Below are 18917 nucleotides of genomic sequence, written 5' to 3'. Positions count from 1 at the left end.
GCCACAGCCGGAGCCGGGCTGGCGGCCGCCGACGGCGGGGCTGAAGGGGCGGGTTGGGTTCCCCCGGTTTCGGCGAGCGCAGGAACGGCGTAGAACGATCCCGCGAGCGCGATGGCGGCAGCCGCCACCGCCCGCACTGTCAGCTGATACCCAGGAGTCTTCACCCGGTTACTTTAGCGCCTCAATTTGGCCAGAATGGCAGTCAGCTCCCGGTCCGTTACGCCATTGTGGTGTAAGAAATCCTGCGTCCTCACGCCGCGAACAAACCGCAACAGGCTTTCGCGCCGCGCTTCGAGCAGCGGAGCGAGGACTTCCTCGGGCAGATACCGCTCGTGCGGATGCGGGATCCCCGACACCCGGTGGTGCTCGTTGATGCCGCGCATAGCCCGCTCGTAGTCCCTGGCAATGGCATCCTCTCCCGCCCCGGCGAGGTCCTGGAGCATGGCCGCGATCATCCCGCTGCGGTCCCGGCCTGCGGAGCAGTGGATCACGACGCCGCCCCGCGCCGCCGCAACCGCCCTGAACACCCGGGCCAGGTTCCCGGGGAAGATCCGGGCATTGTCCGCATACGACGCCGGATCGTTCAGGTAGGGAACGCAGAGCTCACGGAATTCGCTGTTGCCGGGGTCCTCGGTGGGGGCGTGCACGACGTCGAACGCCGCCAGAATCTCGGGGCTCACCTGCGGATCAGTGTCCCGGCGGCGGACCTCGTCAGGGTTGCGGAGGTCAATCACCGTCCGGATGCCGCCGTCGTACGCCTGTTGCCACCCGGCGTCAGTGAGCCACTCGCGGCGTCCCATCCGGAAAACGCTGCCGGCGATGTGCCAGGCGTTGACCGCCCCGTCCCAGTCCACTGCCCCGGGCACGGCTGTCCCCTTGGTTTGGCCGCCGGGCGTGGCAGGAATCGTCATCCTGAAAGCTAAACACACGCACCGGTGCCGATCCACGGACCGGATGCAGGAAAGTTCTCCACAACGGGACCATTGGCATGGTGCGGGGTGCAGGCGTCCACGTAAGGTGACGGTGAACCCGGTAGCCGCCGGGCTCTTTTCAGCTCGCCTGCCTCCGGAACCGACACCACGTCGCGGCGCGACGCGACGCGGCGCGGCGGGCTGGACCTACGTGCTACTGAGGGGAACACAATGGGAATCTTGAATTTTCGACGCCGGCGAACGGCTGTGGCTGCCGGTCTCGCCACGCTGGCCATGGCGGCCGGTGCCGCGGCGGTCCCGGCTCAGGCCGTGGACAAGACCACGTACATCGCGCTCGGCGACTCGTACGCCGCCGGGCAGGGGGCAGGACCGTACCAGGACAATATTTGTTACCGCAGTGACAACGCTTATTCCGAACTCGCTGATGATGCCAAGGCCGTCAAGCTGGTCAGGAACGCGGCCTGCAGCGGGAAGACGACCAAGGACGTCGTGAACTCGCAGCTGCGCCAGCTGAACAAAAGCACGGAGCTGGTGACCATCACCGCCGGCGGCAACGACCTCGGCTTTGGGGATATCATCACCAAGTGCGGCACTGCCATGGCCAATCCCACCGAAGCTGCGGCTGCGTTGTGTGACAAAGCCAGCAGTGACGCGGCGGCCCTGATCGCCAGCGGAGAACTGGCCGGTGACGTCGTCGCGATGGTCCAGAGTGTGAAGGCCGCCGCGCCCAATGCCAGGGTTGTGGTGACCGGCTACCCCTACCTCTACAATCCGGTCGCATTGAATCCGGCCGATCCGATGTCCGTCTTCATCGACAAAGCGGCTCTCCTGGCTGACGGCCTCAACGGCTCCATCGCGGGCGCCGCCGGGGCCACCGGTGCGACATACGTCGGCGTCAAGGACGCTTTCGCCGGCCACGGCATCAACTCGGCAGATCCGTGGATCAATCTCGACCTTGCCAACCTGGGCAGTCCCGATAACTTCCACCCGAACGCTGCGGGCTACCGGGCGTATTTGGCAGCGCTGAACGACGCCAAGGTCTATTCGGCTTCCTAGCGGAGCCCAGGGCCGCGGCGGCGGGCGTTAGCGCCGCGGCTCAGCGCGGCTTGGCCAGCCTGTACTCCAGGGCATTCCGGACCATCGGCCACTCGTGTTCCAGGATGGAAAACACCACGGTGTCCCGCAGCGAGCCGTCAGCGCTGCGGGTGTGGCTGCGGAGCACGCCGTCCTGTTTGGCGCCCAGCCGCGCGATCGCCTCGCGCGACTGGTGGTTGAGCCAGTGCGTCCGGAACTCGACGGCGGGGCAGCCCAGGGTTTCGAAGGCGTGGCGCAGCAGCAGCAGCTTGGAGTCCGGGTTGCTGCCGCTGCCGTGTGCGGACGCCGCGTTCCAGGTGGAGCCGATCTCCACCCGGGGCGTGGCGGCGTCGATGTTCATGTAGGTGGTCATGCCGATCAGCCGGCCCGGTCCGCCGGTGGCGGGGTCGATCAGCCGCGTGGTGAAGGGCAGCATCGAACCGCTCGCCTGCAGGGCCAGGCGCCGTTCGATCTCGGCCGCCATCTGCTCCGGGGCGGGCACACCCGTGTACCAGAGGTGCCAGAGTTCGCCGTCCCGGACCGCATCGACGAGACCGTCGTGGTGGTCCGGGCGCAGCGGCTCAAGGACGACGTACTTGCCGGTCAGGGTGATGGGGGCGATCGCGGGGAGCTCCAGGGAAGTCACCGCACCATCCTACGGCGGGGGCAATTGCCGCCGGCTGCGCGGTACCGTCGGCGGCGGCGCGGTATCCCCGCCCCGCGGTCGCGGTCGCGGTGTCATGGTGGGCGTCGTGGTTAGCTGGGTCCATGATCAAAGTAACGGGAACAGTCCACTCCGCCCTTGAACCCGCCGCGGCCTTCAAGTACTTGTCGGCTTTCGAGCACACCCCGGACTGGGACCCCGGGACCCCCGTGGTGAACAAGCTCTCCGAGGGACCGGTCGCCGTCGGGCACCGGTACCACGCCGAAGCCGAGTTCCGGGGCAAGCGCCAGGCGCTGACCTACGAGGTGATTGAACTGACGGCAAACCGGATCACGCTGCGCGGCGAGAACAAATCGGTCATCTCCGTGGACACTATCGACGTTTCGCCGGCAGGGACGGGCTCCGAGGTGAAGTACACGGCAGAGTTCCAGCTCAAGGGATGGCTCAAGATCGCCGAACCGTTTGTCCGGCCGGCGTTCCGCTCCCTCGCCGGACCTGCCATGGACGGCATCAAGAAGGCGCTCGACTCCCTGGCAGCTTCCTAACAAAAAACGCTTGAGCGTTTCCCGTCAGGCCGCCGGCGGCTAGACAGTCCAGTCGAAGAAGCCCTTGCCGGATTTGCGCCCGAGTTCGCCGCGGGCCACTTTGTCGCGCAGGATCTGCGGCGGAGCGAAGCGCTCGCCCAGCGTGGATTCAAGGTATTCGGCGATGCCAAGACGTACGTCCAGCCCCACGATGTCCGTGGTCCGCAAGGGTCCGGTGGGGTGCTTGTAGCCCAGGACCATGGCGTTGTCGATGTCCTCGGCGGACGCCACGCCCTCTTCCACCATGCGCATCGCTTCGAGGGCAATCGCGACCCCCAGGCGTGAGGAGGCGAAGCCGGGGGCGTCGTTGACGACGACGGCGGTCTTGCCCAGCGCGTCGACCCAGCCGCGGGCTGCCTGGGCCAGCTGCCCGGAGGTGTGCTCGCCGAGGACGACCTCGATCAGGGTGGAGGCCGGCACCGGGTTGAAGAAGTGCAGGCCCAGGAAGTTCTGCGGGCGCTGCAGCTCGCGGGCCAGCGCGTTGACCGAGATGGACGAGGTGTTGGAGGCAAGGTACGCGTCGGCGGCCAGGCGTTCCTCGATGCCGCGCAGCGAGGCGACTTTCAGGTCCCAGTCTTCCGGGACGGCCTCGATGACCAGCTGGCGGTCCTTGAAGTCGTCATAGTCGACCGTCACCGCGAGCCGGGAGACCATCTCGTCCAGGTTGCCGTCCGTGGCGCCGCGCTCGATGCTCTTGGCCGCCGCGGACTCCACCCGTTCGCGGGCCGCCTCGGCTGATTCGTCGTCACGCTCGACGACGAGGACGTTGGCGCCGTTGATCAGGAAGGCGTGCGCAATGCCGGCACCCATCCGGCCGCCGCCGAGGACGCCGACAGTGGCGGGCAGATTCGCGGGGAGTACGGAGTTGCTCATCTTCAGTTCTTCTTCCGGTCTGGATGCTGCTCGGACTTCTTGGCTGACGCCGTGGCTGATTTCTTGGCTGACTTCTTATCCAGGAATGCCTGCATGCGGTCGAATTTGGCCTGGGATTCGAAGAGGATTCCCTGCGCCAGCTGGTCGATCAGCGGGTGGGCCCCGGCGGGTGCGTGGAACACCGACTTGGTGATCCGGACCGCGAGCGGATCCTGGCCGGCGATCCGGTCGGCCAAGGCGTGGGCCGCCGCCATCAGCTCGGGGGCTTCGTGGATCTCGGTGATGAGGTTGACGGCGAGGGCCCGATCGGCGCGCAGCACGACGCCGGCCAGCAGGATTTCCTTCGCCACCGGCTCCCCCACGAGTTCCTTCAGCCGCCAGCTCGCACCGGCGGCGGCGAGGATGCCCAGTCCCGTTTCCGGGTTGCCGATCCGCACCGAGGGTGTGCCGATCCGGAAGTCCGCGGCGTAGGCGAGCTCGGCGCCGCCGCCCAGGCAGAAGCCGTCCAGCGCCGCAATGACCGGCATCGGCAGCTTGGCGATCCGCACAAAAATGGTGGAGTTGATCCCCTGCAGGGCATCGTCGCGGCGGCGTTCACGCAACTGCCCGATGTCCGCGCCGGAGGCAAAGACGCCCTCGGTGCCGGCGATAATCAGCACCTTCGGGGTCTGCTCCAGCGCAGCGCAGACGGCGTGCAGCTCGTCGACCATCTGCTGGCCGATCGCGTTGCGGACCTCGGGCCGGTTCAGGAGCACCACCAGCCGGTCCTCACGCTCGTCGATCAGCAGCGTACGGAAATCCTGCGGGTCCAGACCCGTCGCGGCCGACACTAGACGCGCTCCAGCAGCATCGCGGTGCCCTGGCCCACACCGATGCACATGGTGGCGAGGCCGATCCGGGCGTCCTCGCGCTCCATCCGGCCCAGCAGGGTGATCGCGAGCCGTGAGCCGGACGAACCCAGCGGGTGCCCCAGGGAGATCGCGCCGCCGTCGCGGTTCACGATCTCGGGGTCCAGGCCGAGCCGGCGCATCGTGGCCAGCGACTGGGTCGCGAAAGCTTCGTTGAGTTCGACGGCGCCGAGGTCGCCGACGCTCAGGCCGGTCCGGGCGAGCACCTTCTGGGTCGCCGGGACGGGGCCGATGCCCATGATTTCGGGTTCGCAGCCGGCGGAGGCGCCGTCGATGATCCGGGCGCGCGGGATGAGGCCGAGCCGCTCGATGGCGGCCTCGGACGCGACGATGATGGCGGAGGCGCCGTCGTTGAGGGTGGAGGAGTTCCCGGCCGTGACCACCGAGCCGCCGGCGACGACGGGCCGCAGGGCCGCGAGGACGTCCATCGTGGTGCCGGCGCGGGGGCCCTCGTCGGTGTCGACGACGGTTTCGCCCTTGCGGGTTTTGACCGTGACCGGGACGATCTCGTCGGCGAAGCGGCCGGCGGCGATGGCCGCGAGGGAGCGTTCATGGGAGCGGACGGCGAAGGCGTCGGCGTCCTCCCGGGTGATCCCGTCCACGCGGGCGACTTCCTCGGCCGTTTCCGGCATGGAGTAGGTCATCTTCCCGCCGCGGGAGAGCTCACCCTTCTGGAAGAGCGGGTTCGCGAAGCGCCAGCCGATGGAGGTGTCGAAGATCTGCCCCGGCTTGGCGAAGGCGGTCGTCGGCTTCTCCTGGACCCAGGGGGCCCGGCTCATGGATTCCACGCCGCCGGCAATCACGATGTCCGCGGCGCCGGACTTGATCATGTGGCTAGCCATGATGATGGCGCTCAGGCCGGACGCGCAGAGCCGGTTCACGGTGATGCCCGGGATGTGCAGCGGCAGGCCGGCCAGGATGGTGGCCATCCGGGCGACGTTGCGGTTTTCCTCGCCGGCGCCGTTGGCGTTGCCCAGGATGACCTCGTCGATGCTGTCGGGGTCCAGCCCGGCACGGGCCACAGCCTCGCGGACCACCAGGGCGGCCAAGTCATCGGGGCGGACCGCGGAGATTGCCCCGCCGTAGCGGCCCACCGGGGTGCGGGCGCCGCCTACGAGAAATGCCTGTGGTCCTGCTGCTGCTGATGCCATGGGTACACCCTTCACGCGATAAACGTCTCTGTCATCGAATCTGTCATCGAAAGAACTCTCATCGGCGGCGGCGTCTGCGTTCGACCCGCTGGCGCGCCAATTTACTGACCGTTCGTTCTATAAAGATTACACGGCGGGTCAAGGGGGTCAACCGAATCCCCACCGGATTACGCGACGACGACGCCGAGGTGGCTTGCCATCAGCGGGGCCAGCAGCCCGAGCTGGTAGTCGTCGATGACGAGGCCGGCGAGGCTTTCCAGTCCACTGATGGCGCGGAAGTCGGTGCCGCGGATGTCGAAGTCCTTGAACCGGGCGCCGGCGACGTCGAGGGTGCCGATGGTGCAGTTCTTCAGCGCCACCCGGGTCGCCGCGCAGGAACCCAGGTCCAGTTCGTTGATGATGCAGTCGCTGACCTGCACGTCCGTGAGCTTGGAGCCGCGCAGGTTCACATAGTCGAGCTTGCCGCCGTCGATCCGTACCGACTGCCATCCGCTTTCGTAGAGTTCCGCGGAACCCCAGCGGGGGTTTCCGATCTCGACGTCGCGCAGGGTGCTGCGCGGCGCCGTGAACACGGGCGCGTAAACCTCGGCCAGGATGCAGTCCCGAAAGGAGGCGCCGCGCAGCTGGGTCTCGTTGAAGGACACGCCCTGGAATTCGCATTCGGCGAAGTCGGCGCCGCCCAGGTCGAGCCCGTCGGCTGATGCCCTGCTGTACCGGACGCCGTCGTACCGCTCCCCGGACTGGAAATTCGGAGACGGGTCGTCCGTGAGCTCCGCCAGCCGGACGGGAGTGAGCCGCGGCGGGGTGACCTTGGGTGCTGTTCGGGTTTTGGGCGAGTTGGCTGCCCCGGCGCCATGCCCCATCAGAGCGACTCGGCTTTGGCCGCGATTTCAGTCAGGTCCTTGGCGAGGGCCTTGCGGGTAATGAGCATGCCCAGTTTTCCGAAGAGCGCCAGCGCCAGCCTGCTCATCCGGGAGGGGTTGACCATTTCGGCGCCGAAGGTCAGGGTGAGGTCCGTGCCGCCGTCGCGGTCGGCCAGCGTGAAGCGGGTGGTGTAGTCCGCGCTGCCCTGGCGCGCCTTCACCGTGGTGCCCCGCGGCGGGTCGGCCTGGGCCACCCACATTTCCACGGTTTCCGACCGGCCCATCATTTTGCGGGTTTCCTTCCAGCGCGTGCCCTCACCGTACGGGCCCTCGCTCAGCATCTGGATCGAATCGATGCCGGACAAAGTGGCGGCCGACCCGGGAATGTCGGAGACGACCGCCCACACCTTGTCCGACGAGGCATTGACGTGCTGAGTCAGGCTGGTTGTGTGGTCCATGGGATCGAGCCTAGCCCGGCTTCACCGCCGATTTCACCCCTCCGGCGCCGGAGTCCCAGTTGATTCCCTCCGGATTCCCATCTGGATCCCACGTGATCCGCAGGTGATCCGCACGTGAAAACGAATCCCCCTTGATTTAGTAAGCATGCTTTGTGTTATGGTGAATGGACGTTGAATTTCAACCGGAAACGAAAGGTGGTTCACACCATGGGTATCGGAGACAAGATTCAGAACGAAGCGGAGCACCTGGGCGGCAAGGCCAAGGAAGCCACCGGAAACGCGACGAACAACGACCAGCTGCGCGCAGAGGGCCAGAAGGACCAGGTCGTAGCCGACGCAAAGAAGGCCGGCGAAAACGTCAAGGACGCCTTCAAGAAGGATTAGTCTTTACGGATGACTGCGGCGTCGGACTTTCCTTTGGGGGATGTCCGACGCCGCTTTTTTGTGCCCGGATTGGTGGCATCGGGGCAGACCGGCCTTTAGACGCCCGGCCCCATCGATTCACCACAAATGGCCGCTAAACCGGCCCGAATAGCGGCCATCCTCGTCCAATGGACGCGGGGTTAGGCGCCGGAGCCGATCCTCCCCCGGAAGGAAGCCCGTCCCCGACGGCCAGTCCGACGCAGCCCATTGCGGCCCCATGCACGGGCCGCCCGGAGTATCGCGGCGGGCCGACCCTGGTGGCCGCCGCGTTTGTGAGACTCTCGGGTGACAGCAATCCGCCCCAGAAAGGTCCGCACCATGACGATCATCGACCTCAGTGTGGCCGGCACCGGATCCCCGAACCTGCGCGGCTACCTCGCGGAACCGGAAGGAACGGGCCCGTTTCCGGCCGTCCTGATGATCCATGAAGCGTTCGGCCTCAACGACATCTCGCGGCGACAGGCGGACCGGCTGGCAGCGGCCGGGTATCTGACGCTGGCGGTGGACCTGTTCAGCGACGGCGGAGCGCGCCACTGCCTGGTCTCCACCATGCGGTCGCTCGCGTCCGGCTCCGGCAAGGCCTTCGCGGACCTGGCCGTCGCACGGGAGTGGCTGGAGCAGTCAGGGCGCACCAACGGCAAGATTGGCGTTATCGGTTTTTGCATGGGCGGCGGCTTCGCCCTGCTGGTCGCCAAGGACGGCTTCGCTGCGGCGGCCGTGAACTACGGCAGGCTGCCCAAGAATCCGGAGGAAGCCCTGCTGGGAGCATGTCCCGTGGTGGGCAACTTCGGCAAGGCGGACCGCACCCTGCCCGGAGCCGCGGCCAAACTCGCAGCCACCCTGGACACGCTGGGCATCGAGAACGACATCAGGGAATTTGATGGCGCCGGCCACGGCTTCATGAACGACGCCGAGGTGGGCCCGCGTCCGCTCCGGCCGCTCTTCCGCGTGATGGGGATCAAGCCGGACCCGGACGCGGCGGCGGAAGCCTGGCAGCGGATCGAAGATCACTTTGCCCGGCACCTGGCCTGACGCCGGCAGCTTACAGTCCGGAGGGACGGGACCACTTTTGACGGGACCATGTTGTCCAGGCGGCCTGTCCAAGTGGGCCGGCGAAAAGCCGAGCCCAGACACCGCGCCGGTTAGGCGGGAACGCGGAAAGGGGAGCGCCTGGGCACTCCCCTTTCCGCGTTGACGCGACTCCGCGACTCCGCGACCACGGTGACGGACGCGACGCCACGACGACGGTGACGGTCGCAGTCGTCGTACTTCTGTAAACGCCTTAGTTGAAGAGCGCGTTCGTCGGTTCGTTGTTCTTGACCTTCTGCCAGCCAAGCCACAGCAGGAGCGCGAAGAACGGGATGGTCGCCAGGGTCCAGAGGCCGAGCTGGAAGACCTCGCCGGTCTTGCTGGTCATGGTGTCGAAGCCGATCAGCACCGTGATGACGAGCAGGGAAATCAGGCCGGCCCAGCTGGTCCAGACCCCGCCCGGCGCGGGCAGCGAGGAGACCTTGCCCTTGGTCTTGCGCAGCGCGATCTGGCTGGCGAAGATGGCGCCCCAGGTGAAGATGACGCCGATTGATGCGGAGTTCAGCGCGAGGTCGAAGGCGTGCGAGCCGCCGAGCCAGATGTTGAGCAGGATGCCGGCGAGGTAGACGCCGCCGATGGCCAGGATGGCGGCGTACGGCACGTGGGTCTTGGACATCTTGGTCAGCCAGTGGGGGGCATGTCCATTGTTCGCCATGGTGCGGAAGACCCGGCCGATCGAGTACAGGCCCGAGTTGCAGGAGGACAGCGCGGCGGTAATGACGATCATGTTCATGACATCGCCCATCCAGCCGAGGCCCATCTGCCCGAACACGGTGACGAACGGCGAGGTTCCGGCCACGTACTGGTCGGAGGGAAGCAGCATGGCCAGGAGGGTGACGGAACCGACGTAGAAGACCACGATGCGGAAGACGACAGCGCGGATGGCCTTGGGAACTTCCTTGGCCGGATCCTGCATCTCACCGGCAGTGATGCCGACGAGCTCGATGCCGTTGTAGGCGAAGATCACGGCGTTCAGGACCAGGATCATGACCAGCCCGCCCTTGGGGAACATTCCGCCGTCGGCTGCGAAGAGGTTGCTGACCGACGCGTGGCCGGAGCCGACCTGGGCGTTGGTGACCACCATGAAGGTGCCCACGGCCAGGAAGATCAGGATGGCGCCGACCTTGAGGACTGAGGCCCAGAACTCGAATTCGCCGAACGCCTTGACGCTCAGGAGGTTGACGCCCACCAGCAGCAGCAGCGCCGCGATGGCCGAGAGTTCCACCGGCACGTTGGGGAAGAAGAACTGGAAGTACAGGCCGATCGCGATGAGCTCGGCGATGCCGGTCATGGCCCAGTTGATGAAGTACATCCAGCCGGACAGGTACGCGCCCTTTTTGCCGAACATTTCGCCCGCGTAGCTGACGAAGGAGCCCGACGTCTGGCGGTACATGATGAGCTCGCCCAGCGCGCGCATCAGCAGGTAGGCGATGACGCCGGCCATGGCGTAGGAGAAAATCAGCGCGGGACCCGTGGAGGCCAGCCGCCCGCCGGCACCCATGAAGAGGCCGACGCCGATGGCGCCGCCCATGGCGATCATGGTGACCTGGCGACCGCTCAGGGACTTCTGGTAGCCCTCGGCGCTGAGGGTTGAGTCGACGACGGCGGGTGGCGCCGTCGGGCTCTTAAGTTCTGTGGGGGTATTTGATGGCACAGCTGTTTCCTTGTAGGTCGAGGTATGGCCGGGAAGGGGCCGTGGATTCAAGTACACAAAATTCGGGCTTGAACCCCTCGCAGGGACCAAGACATGTACCGAACCTCACAAGCGTCGAAGTTCGCGCGGCTCATCCATCGTACTAGCAATCAGGGCCCGGCCGTGACGGGGGCAACATCAGCGGAGCCTATTCACTAATTATCGGCGCCCTTCGGGCAGGATGGCCGAATAATGTTCGACTTAGGCCCGTTAAATCCCGGCTTGTCCGTCAGTTAGGCCAGGACGCCGTCACGCATCCCGTACCTGAGCCAGTTCCCGGCCTCGGCGCGGTGGCCGGCGCGGTTGCCGGCGCGGTTGCCGGCGCTGTTGTCACGGGCGCAGCCACTGAACCACTCCCCCAGCGCGCGGTCGTGGCTGACCATCACCAGCGTCCCGGCGAAGTCCGCGAGGGCCGCTTCGAGCTGTTCCACCAGCACGGGCGCCAGATGGTTGGTGGGCTCATCGACGAGCATCGTCCCGAACCCGCCCAGGAGGAGCCGGGCCAGAGCCAGCCGGCGTTGTTGTCCTGCGGACAGGCTGCCCACCGGGACGTGGAATTCGCTGGTCCGGAACAGCCCGAGCCGCAGGAGTGCCTCGGCGTGCTCATCGATGTTGCCCCCCAGACCCGCGGCGAAAGCGGGCAGGAGACGCAGACCCGGGCGCTGCGGGAGCTCCAGCTCCTGCTGCAGGTACCCGATCCGGCCGTGCCGCACCACGCTGCCTTGGGCCGGTTCCAGCGTGCCCGCGAGGACGGAGAGCAGCGTGGACTTGCCTGCCCCGTTGGGACCGGTGATGAGGATTTTTTGGCCCGCCTCCACCCGGAAGTCCGTTGGTTCCAGCCGGCCCGGCACCATCACTCCCCGCGCTTCGAGGGCGGGGCCCGCGGCAACGTCCGCCCGCAGATCCGTGGCCAGCTTCAGGGGCACCGGCGGACGGTCGATGGGGTTGTCCTCCAGCCTGCGGAGACGCTCCTGGGCGTTGCGGACCTTGCTGGTGGCTGCCTTCTGCCACGTGCCGGCTTTGAAGTCGAACCCCATTTTGTCGTTGTCGCGTTGGCGGGCGTAGCCCATCTTCCCCGCTACGGTGTCCGCCTGGAGCCGTTCGGCCGCCATCGCGTCCAGCCACCCGTGGTACTGCTGCGCCCAGCGCTCGCGTTCGGCCGCCTTCTCCCGCAGGTACCCTTCATAGCCGTTGCCATAGCGGTTGACCGTAAGGCGTTCGGCATCCACTTCAATCACGGTTGAGGCCACTTTGCGCAGCAGGACGCGGTCGTGGGAAACCACCACCACGGTTCCGCGGTGCGCGGCCAGCCGCGCCTCCAGCCAGGCCGTGCCGCTGGCGTCAAGGTGGTTGGTGGGTTCGTCCAGGAGGAGGATGTCCGCGGGATCGGCCAGCACGCAGGCCAGTGCCACGCGTTCCTGTTCCCCGCCGGAGAGCGAGCCCAGGGTCCGCATCCGGTCCAGGCCGCCCAGGCCAAGCCGGTCCAGCGCCGCCTCCACCCGGGATTCCGCGGCATAGCCTTCCCGGAGCTGGTACTGCGTCTGCAGGTTCCCGTAGCGCTCCAGTTCGTCCGCTTCCGCGCCGGCCAGCCCGTCTTCCAGGCGGTCCATCTCGGCCTCCATGGCGCGGAGCGATTCGAGCGCGGCGTCGATCGCGTTGCTCACGGTGAAGGCGGCAGGCAGCCCGAGGGTCTGGGCAAGATAGCCGACGCGGCCCTGGCTGACGGCGGCGCCCTCGTCGGGGGCCTCGAGCCCGGCCAGGATCCGGAGCAGCGTGGATTTTCCCGCGCCGTTTTCGCCGACGATCGCCACGTGTTCACCGGCTGTGACGGCAATTTCGACGCCGGCAAACAGCTGGCGGTCCCCGTAACCATGGGATACGCCCGAAAGGCGGAGATGTTCGCTCAAGGAGTCCTCGCAAGTAGGTGCCAGCCGGCCTGGCGGCGTCGTGCGTCGGCGTCGTGCGTCGTGCCCCGTGCGGCGGCGGTGTGCGTCGTCCAGTATGACATCGTCGGCTGTTCCCGGGGTACTGAGGCTCCTGCCGCCGTCAGCCGGGAGATCGGTTTCGCCGGGCTCCGCAGCTCTGCCGCGGCGCTAGGCTGGTGGCATGGGCACCGTTCTCCGCACACCACCCGCCCCGCGGCCGGAACTCTACCGGTTCTCGCGGCTCGATTTCATCACGGCCGGCCTGTATGTGGCTGTGGCCGCCTTTTTCGCCGTCGCCGGCGGACTGCTGGTCCCGCTGATGCTCCAGCTGTCGCCGAACCCTGCCGTGGCGTCCTACTCCGTCAACCTGATCTTCTACGGCGGCATCGGCATCCTGGCCCTGGCCGCTGTCCGGCGCGTCGCCGCCCGGGACCTCAGGGTGCTCGCGACGAGGCCCTGGTTCACCGCGGTGATGGTCCCCCTGGCCGTGGTGGCCATGATGATCCTCACCGCGGTCCTCGTCTCGCTCTCCGGGCCGGTACAGACGTCCGCCAACCAGGCCGGCCTGCAGGCGCTGATGCAGCAGGTTCCGGCATGGCTGATGGTGCCCCTGCTGGTGATCGTGGGGCCCTTTGTGGAGGAGTACATTTTCCGCCACCTGCTGGTCGGCAAGCTGAGCCGAAAGGTGAACCTCTGGGTGTGCTGCGTCCTGTCGGTGATGCTGTTCGCGGCCCTGCACATTGTCGGCCAGGAGGACCTGACCCTCCCGGTGCTGATGCCCTACCTCGCAATGGGCGCCGTCCTGGTGTTCGTCTACGTCTGGACCGGGAAGAACGTGATGTTCTCCTACTTCGTCCACGCCTCGAAGAACCTGCTGGCGGTCATCTTCATCTACGCCATCCCGCCGGACCTGATGGAGCAGCTCCAAAAAGTCCAGGGCTAACCCCCAACAAGCCACCCGGGCACCAAGCAACCCGGGCACCAAGCAACGCGGGGTCACATCCGGCCCATTCCGGTGCCCCGCATGGGCGCGATGTGACCCCGCGTTGCTGGGATGGGGGGGTGCTGCCGCGGGACACTCCCCGGGACACGGCTCGGCAATCGGTGCGCCCTCGTGGTGGGAGGAGAGGCGAATCCGGCTCTGGTCGCCCGGGGGCAGATGGGCTATCTTGGGGACACTTCGCGATAGTTTGGGCGGGCTAGAGCGGCAACCTTGTTGTGGGGAAGGACCGCCATGAAATCCCTAGCCTCCCGAAGCACCGCACCCGCCGCAGTTGCGGTGCCGGCGGCGCTGGTCACCCTGATCCTGACCCTGTCGGGCTGCATCACGGTCCCGCCCCAGAATCCCCAAACCACCGCGGCGGCAACGTCCCCGACGCCGGCTCCACCGCCGCCAACATCCGCGCCCGTATCCGCTCCGCCCGTTACGACGGCGACACCCACGGTCCCGCCGCCCGCAGGCTGGTCCGACACGGTGGCGGCAGTCCGCTCCGGCGTTGCGAAGATCAATGTCACCTTCTGCGACGGGGGCGGAGTCGGTACGGGATTTCTGGTCAAGAACGATCTGATCGTGACTGCGGCCCACGTCGTTAAGGACCAGGCCGACATCAGCGTCAGCGTCGGAACGGAAATCGTGAATGCGGAGGTGCTGGGGGTCGACGAACAGGCAGACCTCGCACTCATCCGCACCGCCCGTCCCGTCGATGGCCACATCTTCGCCTTCGTGGGCGTTCCGCCGGAACTCGGCGAGGAGGTGGCGGCGCTCGGCTACCCCTTGGATGCCGACCTCACCTTCACCGCAGGCCGTGTCAGCGGACTCAACCGGGAGCAGACAATCGGCACCCGAACCGTCACCAACCTGATCCAGACGGACGCCGCCATCAACCCCGGCAACAGCGGAGGGCCCCTGCTGACGCTGGAGGGCGAGGTGGCCGGCGTCGTCAGCTCCAAACGGGCCTGGGTGTTCGGCACCAGTGGCCCCGACAACTTCAGTGCCGAGGGCACAGCTTTTGCCGTCGATGGCCGCAAGGCCGCCCTCGCGGTCGAGAGCTGGGGGAACCGCTCCGCGGCACTGGCGCCCGCCAGTTGCGGCGTGCCTCCGGCAGGGGAGGCCAGCTCCATTGCTGTCACCGTCAGCTCCAACCATCCCGAAGCCGTCAACATCGCGCGGAGCCTGGTGTTCCACGGCCAGTCGATCAACCTGGGCGCCTACGACCTCGCCTTCGCCATCCTGAGCCCCGAGATGCAGCAGCGGATGGGCGGGCTGGAGACCTGGCGCTCAGGCCTGGGCTCTTCCTTCTGGCAAAACCTGGATATCGCCGACGTCAAGGCGTCGGGATCGGAGCTGATCGCGTCCGTCCGGCTTCGAACGGTTCAGGATGCCGAGCACGGGCCAGCCGGCCAGACCTGCTCGGATTGGGCCCTGGACTATCTCATGGAGTGGGACGGGTCCATCTGGCGCATCGCGGATTCCTCCACCCCGCAAGGGCCGCCGTCGGCGTGCTGAGACACAGCACCTGCCGCCGTCGCGGGCCCACCCAACGCGGGGTCACATCCGGCCCATTCCGGGGCCCCGCATGGGCGCGATGTGACCCCGCGTTGCTGGGAGAAGTGACCCCGCGTTGGTCGGAGAAGGCGGGAAGGGATGAGGAGGCGGGCGGAATCCTCCGCGGGGACCTACCGCCGGCCGGGCCGACGTCGTAGTTTCTTTCCATGACACTGAACATCCAGATCGCCGTCGACTGCCGGAACCCGCATGAGCTCGCCGACTGGTGGGCCGAAACCCTCGACTGGGCCGTGGAGCCGCAGGACGAGGACTTCATCCGCTCCATGATCGGGCAGGGCTTCGCCACGGAGGCCGAAACCACGCTGCACCATGGCCAACTCGTCTGGCGTACCGGCGCCGCCATCCGCCCGCCCGAGGACCTCGACGCCAAACCGCCCGCCCGCCGCATCCTGTTCCAGACGGTCCCGGAGGCAAAAACCGTCAAAAACCGGATCCACTGGGACGTCAACCTGGCCGGCGCGGACAAGGACGAGGTGCGCAAAGCCCTCGAGGCGCGGGGCGCCACCTACCTCTGGACCGCCAGTGAGGGACCGCATTCCTGGCACACCATGGCGGACCCGGAAGGCAACGAGTTCTGCATCAGCTGAGGCGATTACTAGACTCGGACTGTGAGCAACGAAATCCCCGCCAAGGTGTCCGACGTTTTTGACCCCACCCGCTGGCGCACTGTGACCGGCTTCGACGATTTCCAGGACATGACCTACCACCGGCAGGTGGAGCGTTCCGCGGACAGCACCGTGGTCCGCGACCTGCCCACGGTCCGCATCGCCTTCGACCGGCCCGAGGTGCGGAACGCCTTCCGCCCCGGCACCGTGGACGAGCTCTACCGCGCCATGGACCACGCCCGGATGACGCCGGACGTGGCCACCGTGCTGCTCACCGGCAACGGCCCCTCCCCGAAGGACGGCGGCCACTCGTTCTGCTCCGGCGGGGACCAGCGGATCCGCGGCCGCGACGGGTACAGGTACGCAGAGGGCGAGACCAAGGAGACCATCGACCCGGCCCGCGCCGGCCGGCTGCACATCCTCGAGGTCCAGCGGCTCATGCGCACCATGCCCAAGGTGGTCATCGCCGTCGTGAACGGCTGGGCCGCCGGCGGCGGGCACTCGCTGCACGTCGTCGCCGACCTGACCATCGCCTCCCGCGAGCACGGCAAGTTCAAGCAGACCGACGCCACGGTCGGCAGTTTCGACGCCGGCTACGGCTCCGCGCTGCTGGCCCGCCAGATCGGCCAGAAGGCCGCGCGCGAGATCTTCTTCCTGGCCCGCGAATACTCTGCCGAGGACATGGTCCGGCTGGGCGCCGTGAACGAGGCCGTGGACCACGAACGGCTCGAGGACGTCGCGCTGGAGTACGCCGCGGACATCGCCCGGCAGTCCCCGCAGGCCATCCGGATGCTCAAATTCGCCTTCAACCTGGCCGACGACGGCCTCGCCGGCCAGCAGGTCTTCGCCGGCGAAGCCACCCGGCTGGCCTACATGACGGACGAGGCGGTGGAAGGCAAGGAAGCTTTCCTGGAGAAGCGCGATCCGGACTGGTCCAAGTTCCCGTACTACTTCTAAGGCGGCCCACATGACTTCCGGAGCTGTAAACATCGAGCCCGCCCTCACGGCGCTGGCCGCTGCCCTCGGCGGCGAGGGCCCCGCCGTCGAACTCTCCGCCGGGCCGGACGGATCCACGGTCGTGGAGCTGGTGGAGACCCCCGGCTATGAGGACGCCGCCGTCGTGGTGCGGACCTCCGGCTCCACCGGCACACCCAAGGCGACGGTCCTCACCGTGGACGCGCTGGCGGCATCCTCCGTGGCGACCGCCTTCGCGCTCAAGGGCGAGGGACAGTGGCTGCTGGCCCTGCCCGTGCAGTATGTGGCCGGCGTGCAGGTGCTGGTCCGCTCGCTGTTCGCCGGCACCAGGCCGTGGGCCATGGACCTCTCCGGCGGCTTCACCCCGGAGGCCTTCACCGCTGCCGCCCTGGAGCTCACGGACAAGATCCGCTTCACCTCGCTCGTGCCCACCCAGCTGCAGCGGCTGCTGGACGCGCCGTCGGCCGACACCCTCGCGGTGCTGCGCCGCTTCAACGGCATCCTGCTCGGCGGCGGCCCCGCCTCGCCCGAACTGCTTGCCGCCGCCCGCGACGCCGGCGCCCGCGTGATCACCACCTACGGCTCCGCGGAAACCTGCGGCGGCTGCGTGTACGACGGCTTCCCGATCGAGGACGTGCTGGCCCGGGTGGAGGGGGACGGCCGGATCCTGCTGGGCGGCGCCACACTCGCGGCCGGCTACCTTGGCGACCCCGGGCTCACCGCCGACTCCTTCTTCGAGGAGGACGGCGCCCGCTGGTACCGCACGAGCGATCTCGGCTCCATCGACGCCACCGGGAAGCTGACCGTCCTGGGCCGGGCCGACGACGTCGTCATCACCGGCGGCGTGAAGGTCTCCGCCGCCCACGTGCAGGCGGAGCTGGAGAAGCTCGACGGCGTGCGGGCCGCCTTCGTCGCCGGCGTCCCCTCCGCCGAGTGGGGCCAGGCGATCGCCGCGTATGTGGCGGTGGCGGACAGCACCCCGAAGGGCCTCGAGGGCTTCACCGCAGGAGCCCCTTGGGTGCCGGCACTGGGCGCGCTGGTCCCGAAGACCGTGCTCGCCGCCGCTGAACTGCTGATGCTGCCGAACGGCAAACCGGACCGCCTGAGCATGACGGTTCGGCTCACCGAGCTGCATCAGGGAAAATAGACAAGCCGGGCACTCCCGGATTCGCCAAACCAACACGAGGTACTGACACGTGGCTACAGCCGCTCAATGGATCCAAGGCGCCCGACTGCGCACCCTGCCGGCCGCGATCGCGCCTGTCCTGATCGGTACGGCGGCCGCGTACGAGATGGACTCGTTCATCCCGCTCAACGCCGTCCTGGCCGCGCTGGTGGCGCTGCTGCTGCAGATCGGCGTGAACTACGCCAACGACTATTCGGACGGCATCCGGGGCACCGATGAGGACCGGGTGGGCCCGCTCCGGCTGGTCGGCTCCGGCTCCGCGAAGCCCGAGCACGTCAAGTACGCCGCCTTCGCCGCGTTCGGGCTGGCCATGGTGTTCGGCCTGGCGCTGGTCATCCTCTCGCAGACGTGGTGGCTGATCCTGGTGGGCCTGGGCTGCGTCCTCGCGGCGTGGGGCTATACGGGCGGGAAGAATCCGTACGGGTACCTCGGCCTGGGCGATCTGTTCGTCTTTGTGTTCTTCGGGCTTGTGGCCACCCTCGGCACCACCTACACGCAGGCGGGGCAGATCAGCCTCGCCGCCATCATCGGCGCGATCGGCACGGGCCTGATCGCGTGCGCACTGCTCATGGCCAACAACGTCCGCGACATCCCCACCGACCGGAAGGCCGGGAAGAAGACCCTGGCCGTGCGGCTCGGCGACAAGCATGCCCGGGAAAGCTACGTGCTGATGCTGGCCGTCGCCATCCTGCTGCCGATTGTGCTGGCGCCGGCCCGGCCGTGGATGCTGATCGTGCTGCTGCTGATCCCGGCCAGCCTGATGCCGTCCTGGCTGATGATCGCCGGCCGGCGGCGCAAGAGCCTGATTCCGGTGCTCAAGCAGACCGGGCTCATCAACCTCGGCTATGCGGTGCTGTTCTCACTGGGCCTGATCCTGAGCCACGGGTTCTAGGGGCACCGGGGGTTCCAGGGGCGCCACGGGTTCTAGGGGCACCGGGGGTTCCAGGG

General features: G+C 67.7%; 19 protein-coding genes. 10 read left to right on the top strand and 9 right to left on the bottom strand.

Annotation, left to right across the window (positions count from 1 at the left end; genetic code table 11):
* Positions 1–173: 173 nt before the first annotated feature.
* Positions 174–911, bottom strand: coding sequence for a tyrosine-protein phosphatase (locus tag BJQ90_RS10890; protein ID WP_226760301.1), 738 nt, complete (start codon positions 909–911; stop codon positions 174–176).
* Between the two features lie 231 nt (positions 912–1142).
* On the opposite strand from BJQ90_RS10890, the gene BJQ90_RS10885 reads away from it, so the two are divergent.
* Complete coding sequence (locus tag BJQ90_RS10885) at positions 1143–1988, top strand: SGNH/GDSL hydrolase family protein (protein WP_226760300.1); 846 nt, start codon at positions 1143–1145, stop codon at positions 1986–1988.
* A 40-nt stretch (positions 1989–2028) separates the two neighbouring features.
* Here BJQ90_RS10885 and BJQ90_RS10880 read toward each other — a convergent pair whose 3' ends face one another.
* On the bottom strand, positions 2029–2652 hold the full coding sequence (locus tag BJQ90_RS10880) for a GNAT family N-acetyltransferase (RefSeq protein WP_226760299.1): 624 nt from the start codon (positions 2650–2652) through the stop codon (positions 2029–2031).
* 122 nt (positions 2653–2774) lie between these two features.
* Here BJQ90_RS10880 and BJQ90_RS10875 point away from each other — a divergent pair, with 122 nt between their 5' ends.
* Positions 2775–3215, top strand: coding sequence for an SRPBCC family protein (locus BJQ90_RS10875; protein ID WP_226760298.1), 441 nt, complete (start codon positions 2775–2777; stop codon positions 3213–3215).
* Between the two features lie 39 nt (positions 3216–3254).
* Here the strand turns inward: BJQ90_RS10875 and BJQ90_RS10870 are convergent, their stop codons facing one another.
* The 5 genes from BJQ90_RS10870 to BJQ90_RS10850 form a co-directional block, all read right to left on the bottom strand.
* Positions 3255–4127, bottom strand: a complete 873-nt coding sequence (locus tag BJQ90_RS10870; protein ID WP_226760297.1) for a 3-hydroxyacyl-CoA dehydrogenase family protein — start codon at positions 4125–4127, stop codon at positions 3255–3257.
* Positions 4128–4129: 2 nt separating this feature from the next.
* Entirely contained in the window at positions 4130–4957 is an 828-nt protein-coding gene (locus tag BJQ90_RS10865; RefSeq protein WP_226760296.1) for an enoyl-CoA hydratase/isomerase family protein, read from the bottom strand.
* A complete protein-coding gene (locus BJQ90_RS10860) occupies positions 4957–6186 on the bottom strand; it encodes a thiolase family protein (protein ID WP_226760295.1) in 1230 nt (409 codons plus the stop codon). The genes BJQ90_RS10865 and BJQ90_RS10860 overlap by 1 nt, the downstream gene beginning before the upstream one ends.
* A 167-nt stretch (positions 6187–6353) precedes the next feature.
* Positions 6354–7049: a pentapeptide repeat-containing protein gene (locus BJQ90_RS10855; RefSeq protein WP_226760294.1), complete on the bottom strand. Its 696-nt coding sequence runs from the start codon at positions 7047–7049 to the stop codon at positions 6354–6356.
* Positions 7049–7507 carry an SRPBCC family protein gene (locus BJQ90_RS10850; protein ID WP_226760293.1) on the bottom strand — a complete coding sequence of 153 codons (459 nt, stop codon included), beginning with the start codon at positions 7505–7507 and terminating at the stop codon, positions 7049–7051. Before BJQ90_RS10850 ends, BJQ90_RS10855 begins: the two co-directional genes overlap by 1 nt.
* Before the next feature lie 207 nt (positions 7508–7714).
* On the opposite strand from BJQ90_RS10850, the gene BJQ90_RS10845 reads away from it, so the two are divergent.
* Positions 7715–7891: a CsbD family protein gene (locus tag BJQ90_RS10845; protein WP_226760292.1), complete on the top strand. Its 177-nt coding sequence runs from the start codon at positions 7715–7717 to the stop codon at positions 7889–7891.
* A 357-nt stretch (positions 7892–8248) separates the two neighbouring features.
* A complete protein-coding gene (locus BJQ90_RS10840) occupies positions 8249–8962 on the top strand; it encodes a dienelactone hydrolase family protein (RefSeq protein WP_226760291.1) in 714 nt (237 codons plus the stop codon).
* A 250-nt stretch (positions 8963–9212) separates the two neighbouring features.
* On the opposite strand, the gene BJQ90_RS10835 is transcribed toward BJQ90_RS10840, so the two are convergent.
* Both BJQ90_RS10835 and BJQ90_RS10830 read right to left on the bottom strand, forming a co-directional pair.
* Positions 9213–10673 (bottom strand): amino acid permease, encoded by a 1461-nt coding sequence (locus BJQ90_RS10835; protein ID WP_226760290.1) that lies wholly within the window; start codon positions 10671–10673, stop codon positions 9213–9215.
* A gap of 272 nt (positions 10674–10945) precedes the next feature.
* On the bottom strand, positions 10946–12619 hold the full coding sequence (locus tag BJQ90_RS10830) for an ABC-F family ATP-binding cassette domain-containing protein (RefSeq protein WP_226760289.1): 1674 nt from the start codon (positions 12617–12619) through the stop codon (positions 10946–10948).
* A gap of 199 nt (positions 12620–12818) precedes the next feature.
* Here BJQ90_RS10830 and BJQ90_RS10825 point away from each other — a divergent pair, with 199 nt between their 5' ends.
* The 6 genes from BJQ90_RS10825 to BJQ90_RS10800 all read left to right on the top strand — a co-directional run bounded on the left by BJQ90_RS10825 (position 12819) and on the right by BJQ90_RS10800 (position 18861).
* On the top strand, positions 12819–13580 hold the full coding sequence (locus BJQ90_RS10825) for a CPBP family intramembrane glutamic endopeptidase (protein ID WP_226760288.1): 762 nt from the start codon (positions 12819–12821) through the stop codon (positions 13578–13580).
* A gap of 291 nt (positions 13581–13871) precedes the next feature.
* Entirely contained in the window at positions 13872–15143 is a 1272-nt protein-coding gene (locus BJQ90_RS10820) for a S1C family serine protease (protein WP_226760287.1), read from the top strand.
* Between the two features lie 206 nt (positions 15144–15349).
* Entirely contained in the window at positions 15350–15790 is a 441-nt protein-coding gene (locus tag BJQ90_RS10815) for a VOC family protein (protein ID WP_226760286.1), read from the top strand.
* 21 nt (positions 15791–15811) lie between these two features.
* Positions 15812–16765 carry a 1,4-dihydroxy-2-naphthoyl-CoA synthase gene (locus tag BJQ90_RS10810; RefSeq protein ID WP_226760285.1) on the top strand — a complete coding sequence of 318 codons (954 nt, stop codon included), beginning with the start codon at positions 15812–15814 and terminating at the stop codon, positions 16763–16765.
* A 10-nt stretch (positions 16766–16775) separates the two neighbouring features.
* Complete coding sequence (locus tag BJQ90_RS10805; protein ID WP_226760284.1) at positions 16776–17930, top strand: AMP-binding protein; 1155 nt, start codon at positions 16776–16778, stop codon at positions 17928–17930.
* A 49-nt stretch (positions 17931–17979) separates the two neighbouring features.
* The gene (locus BJQ90_RS10800) at positions 17980–18861 is read left to right on the top strand and encodes a 1,4-dihydroxy-2-naphthoate polyprenyltransferase (RefSeq protein WP_226760283.1); all 882 of its coding nucleotides are present in this window, start codon (positions 17980–17982) and stop codon (positions 18859–18861) included.
* Positions 18862–18917 lie beyond the last annotated feature (56 nt).

Origin of the sequence: Arthrobacter sp. SO3 (genome assembly GCF_020532825.1) — a bacterium.
Lineage (GTDB): Bacteria > Actinomycetota > Actinomycetes > Actinomycetales > Micrococcaceae > Arthrobacter.
This window is presented reverse-complemented; position numbering and strand designations above follow the sequence as displayed.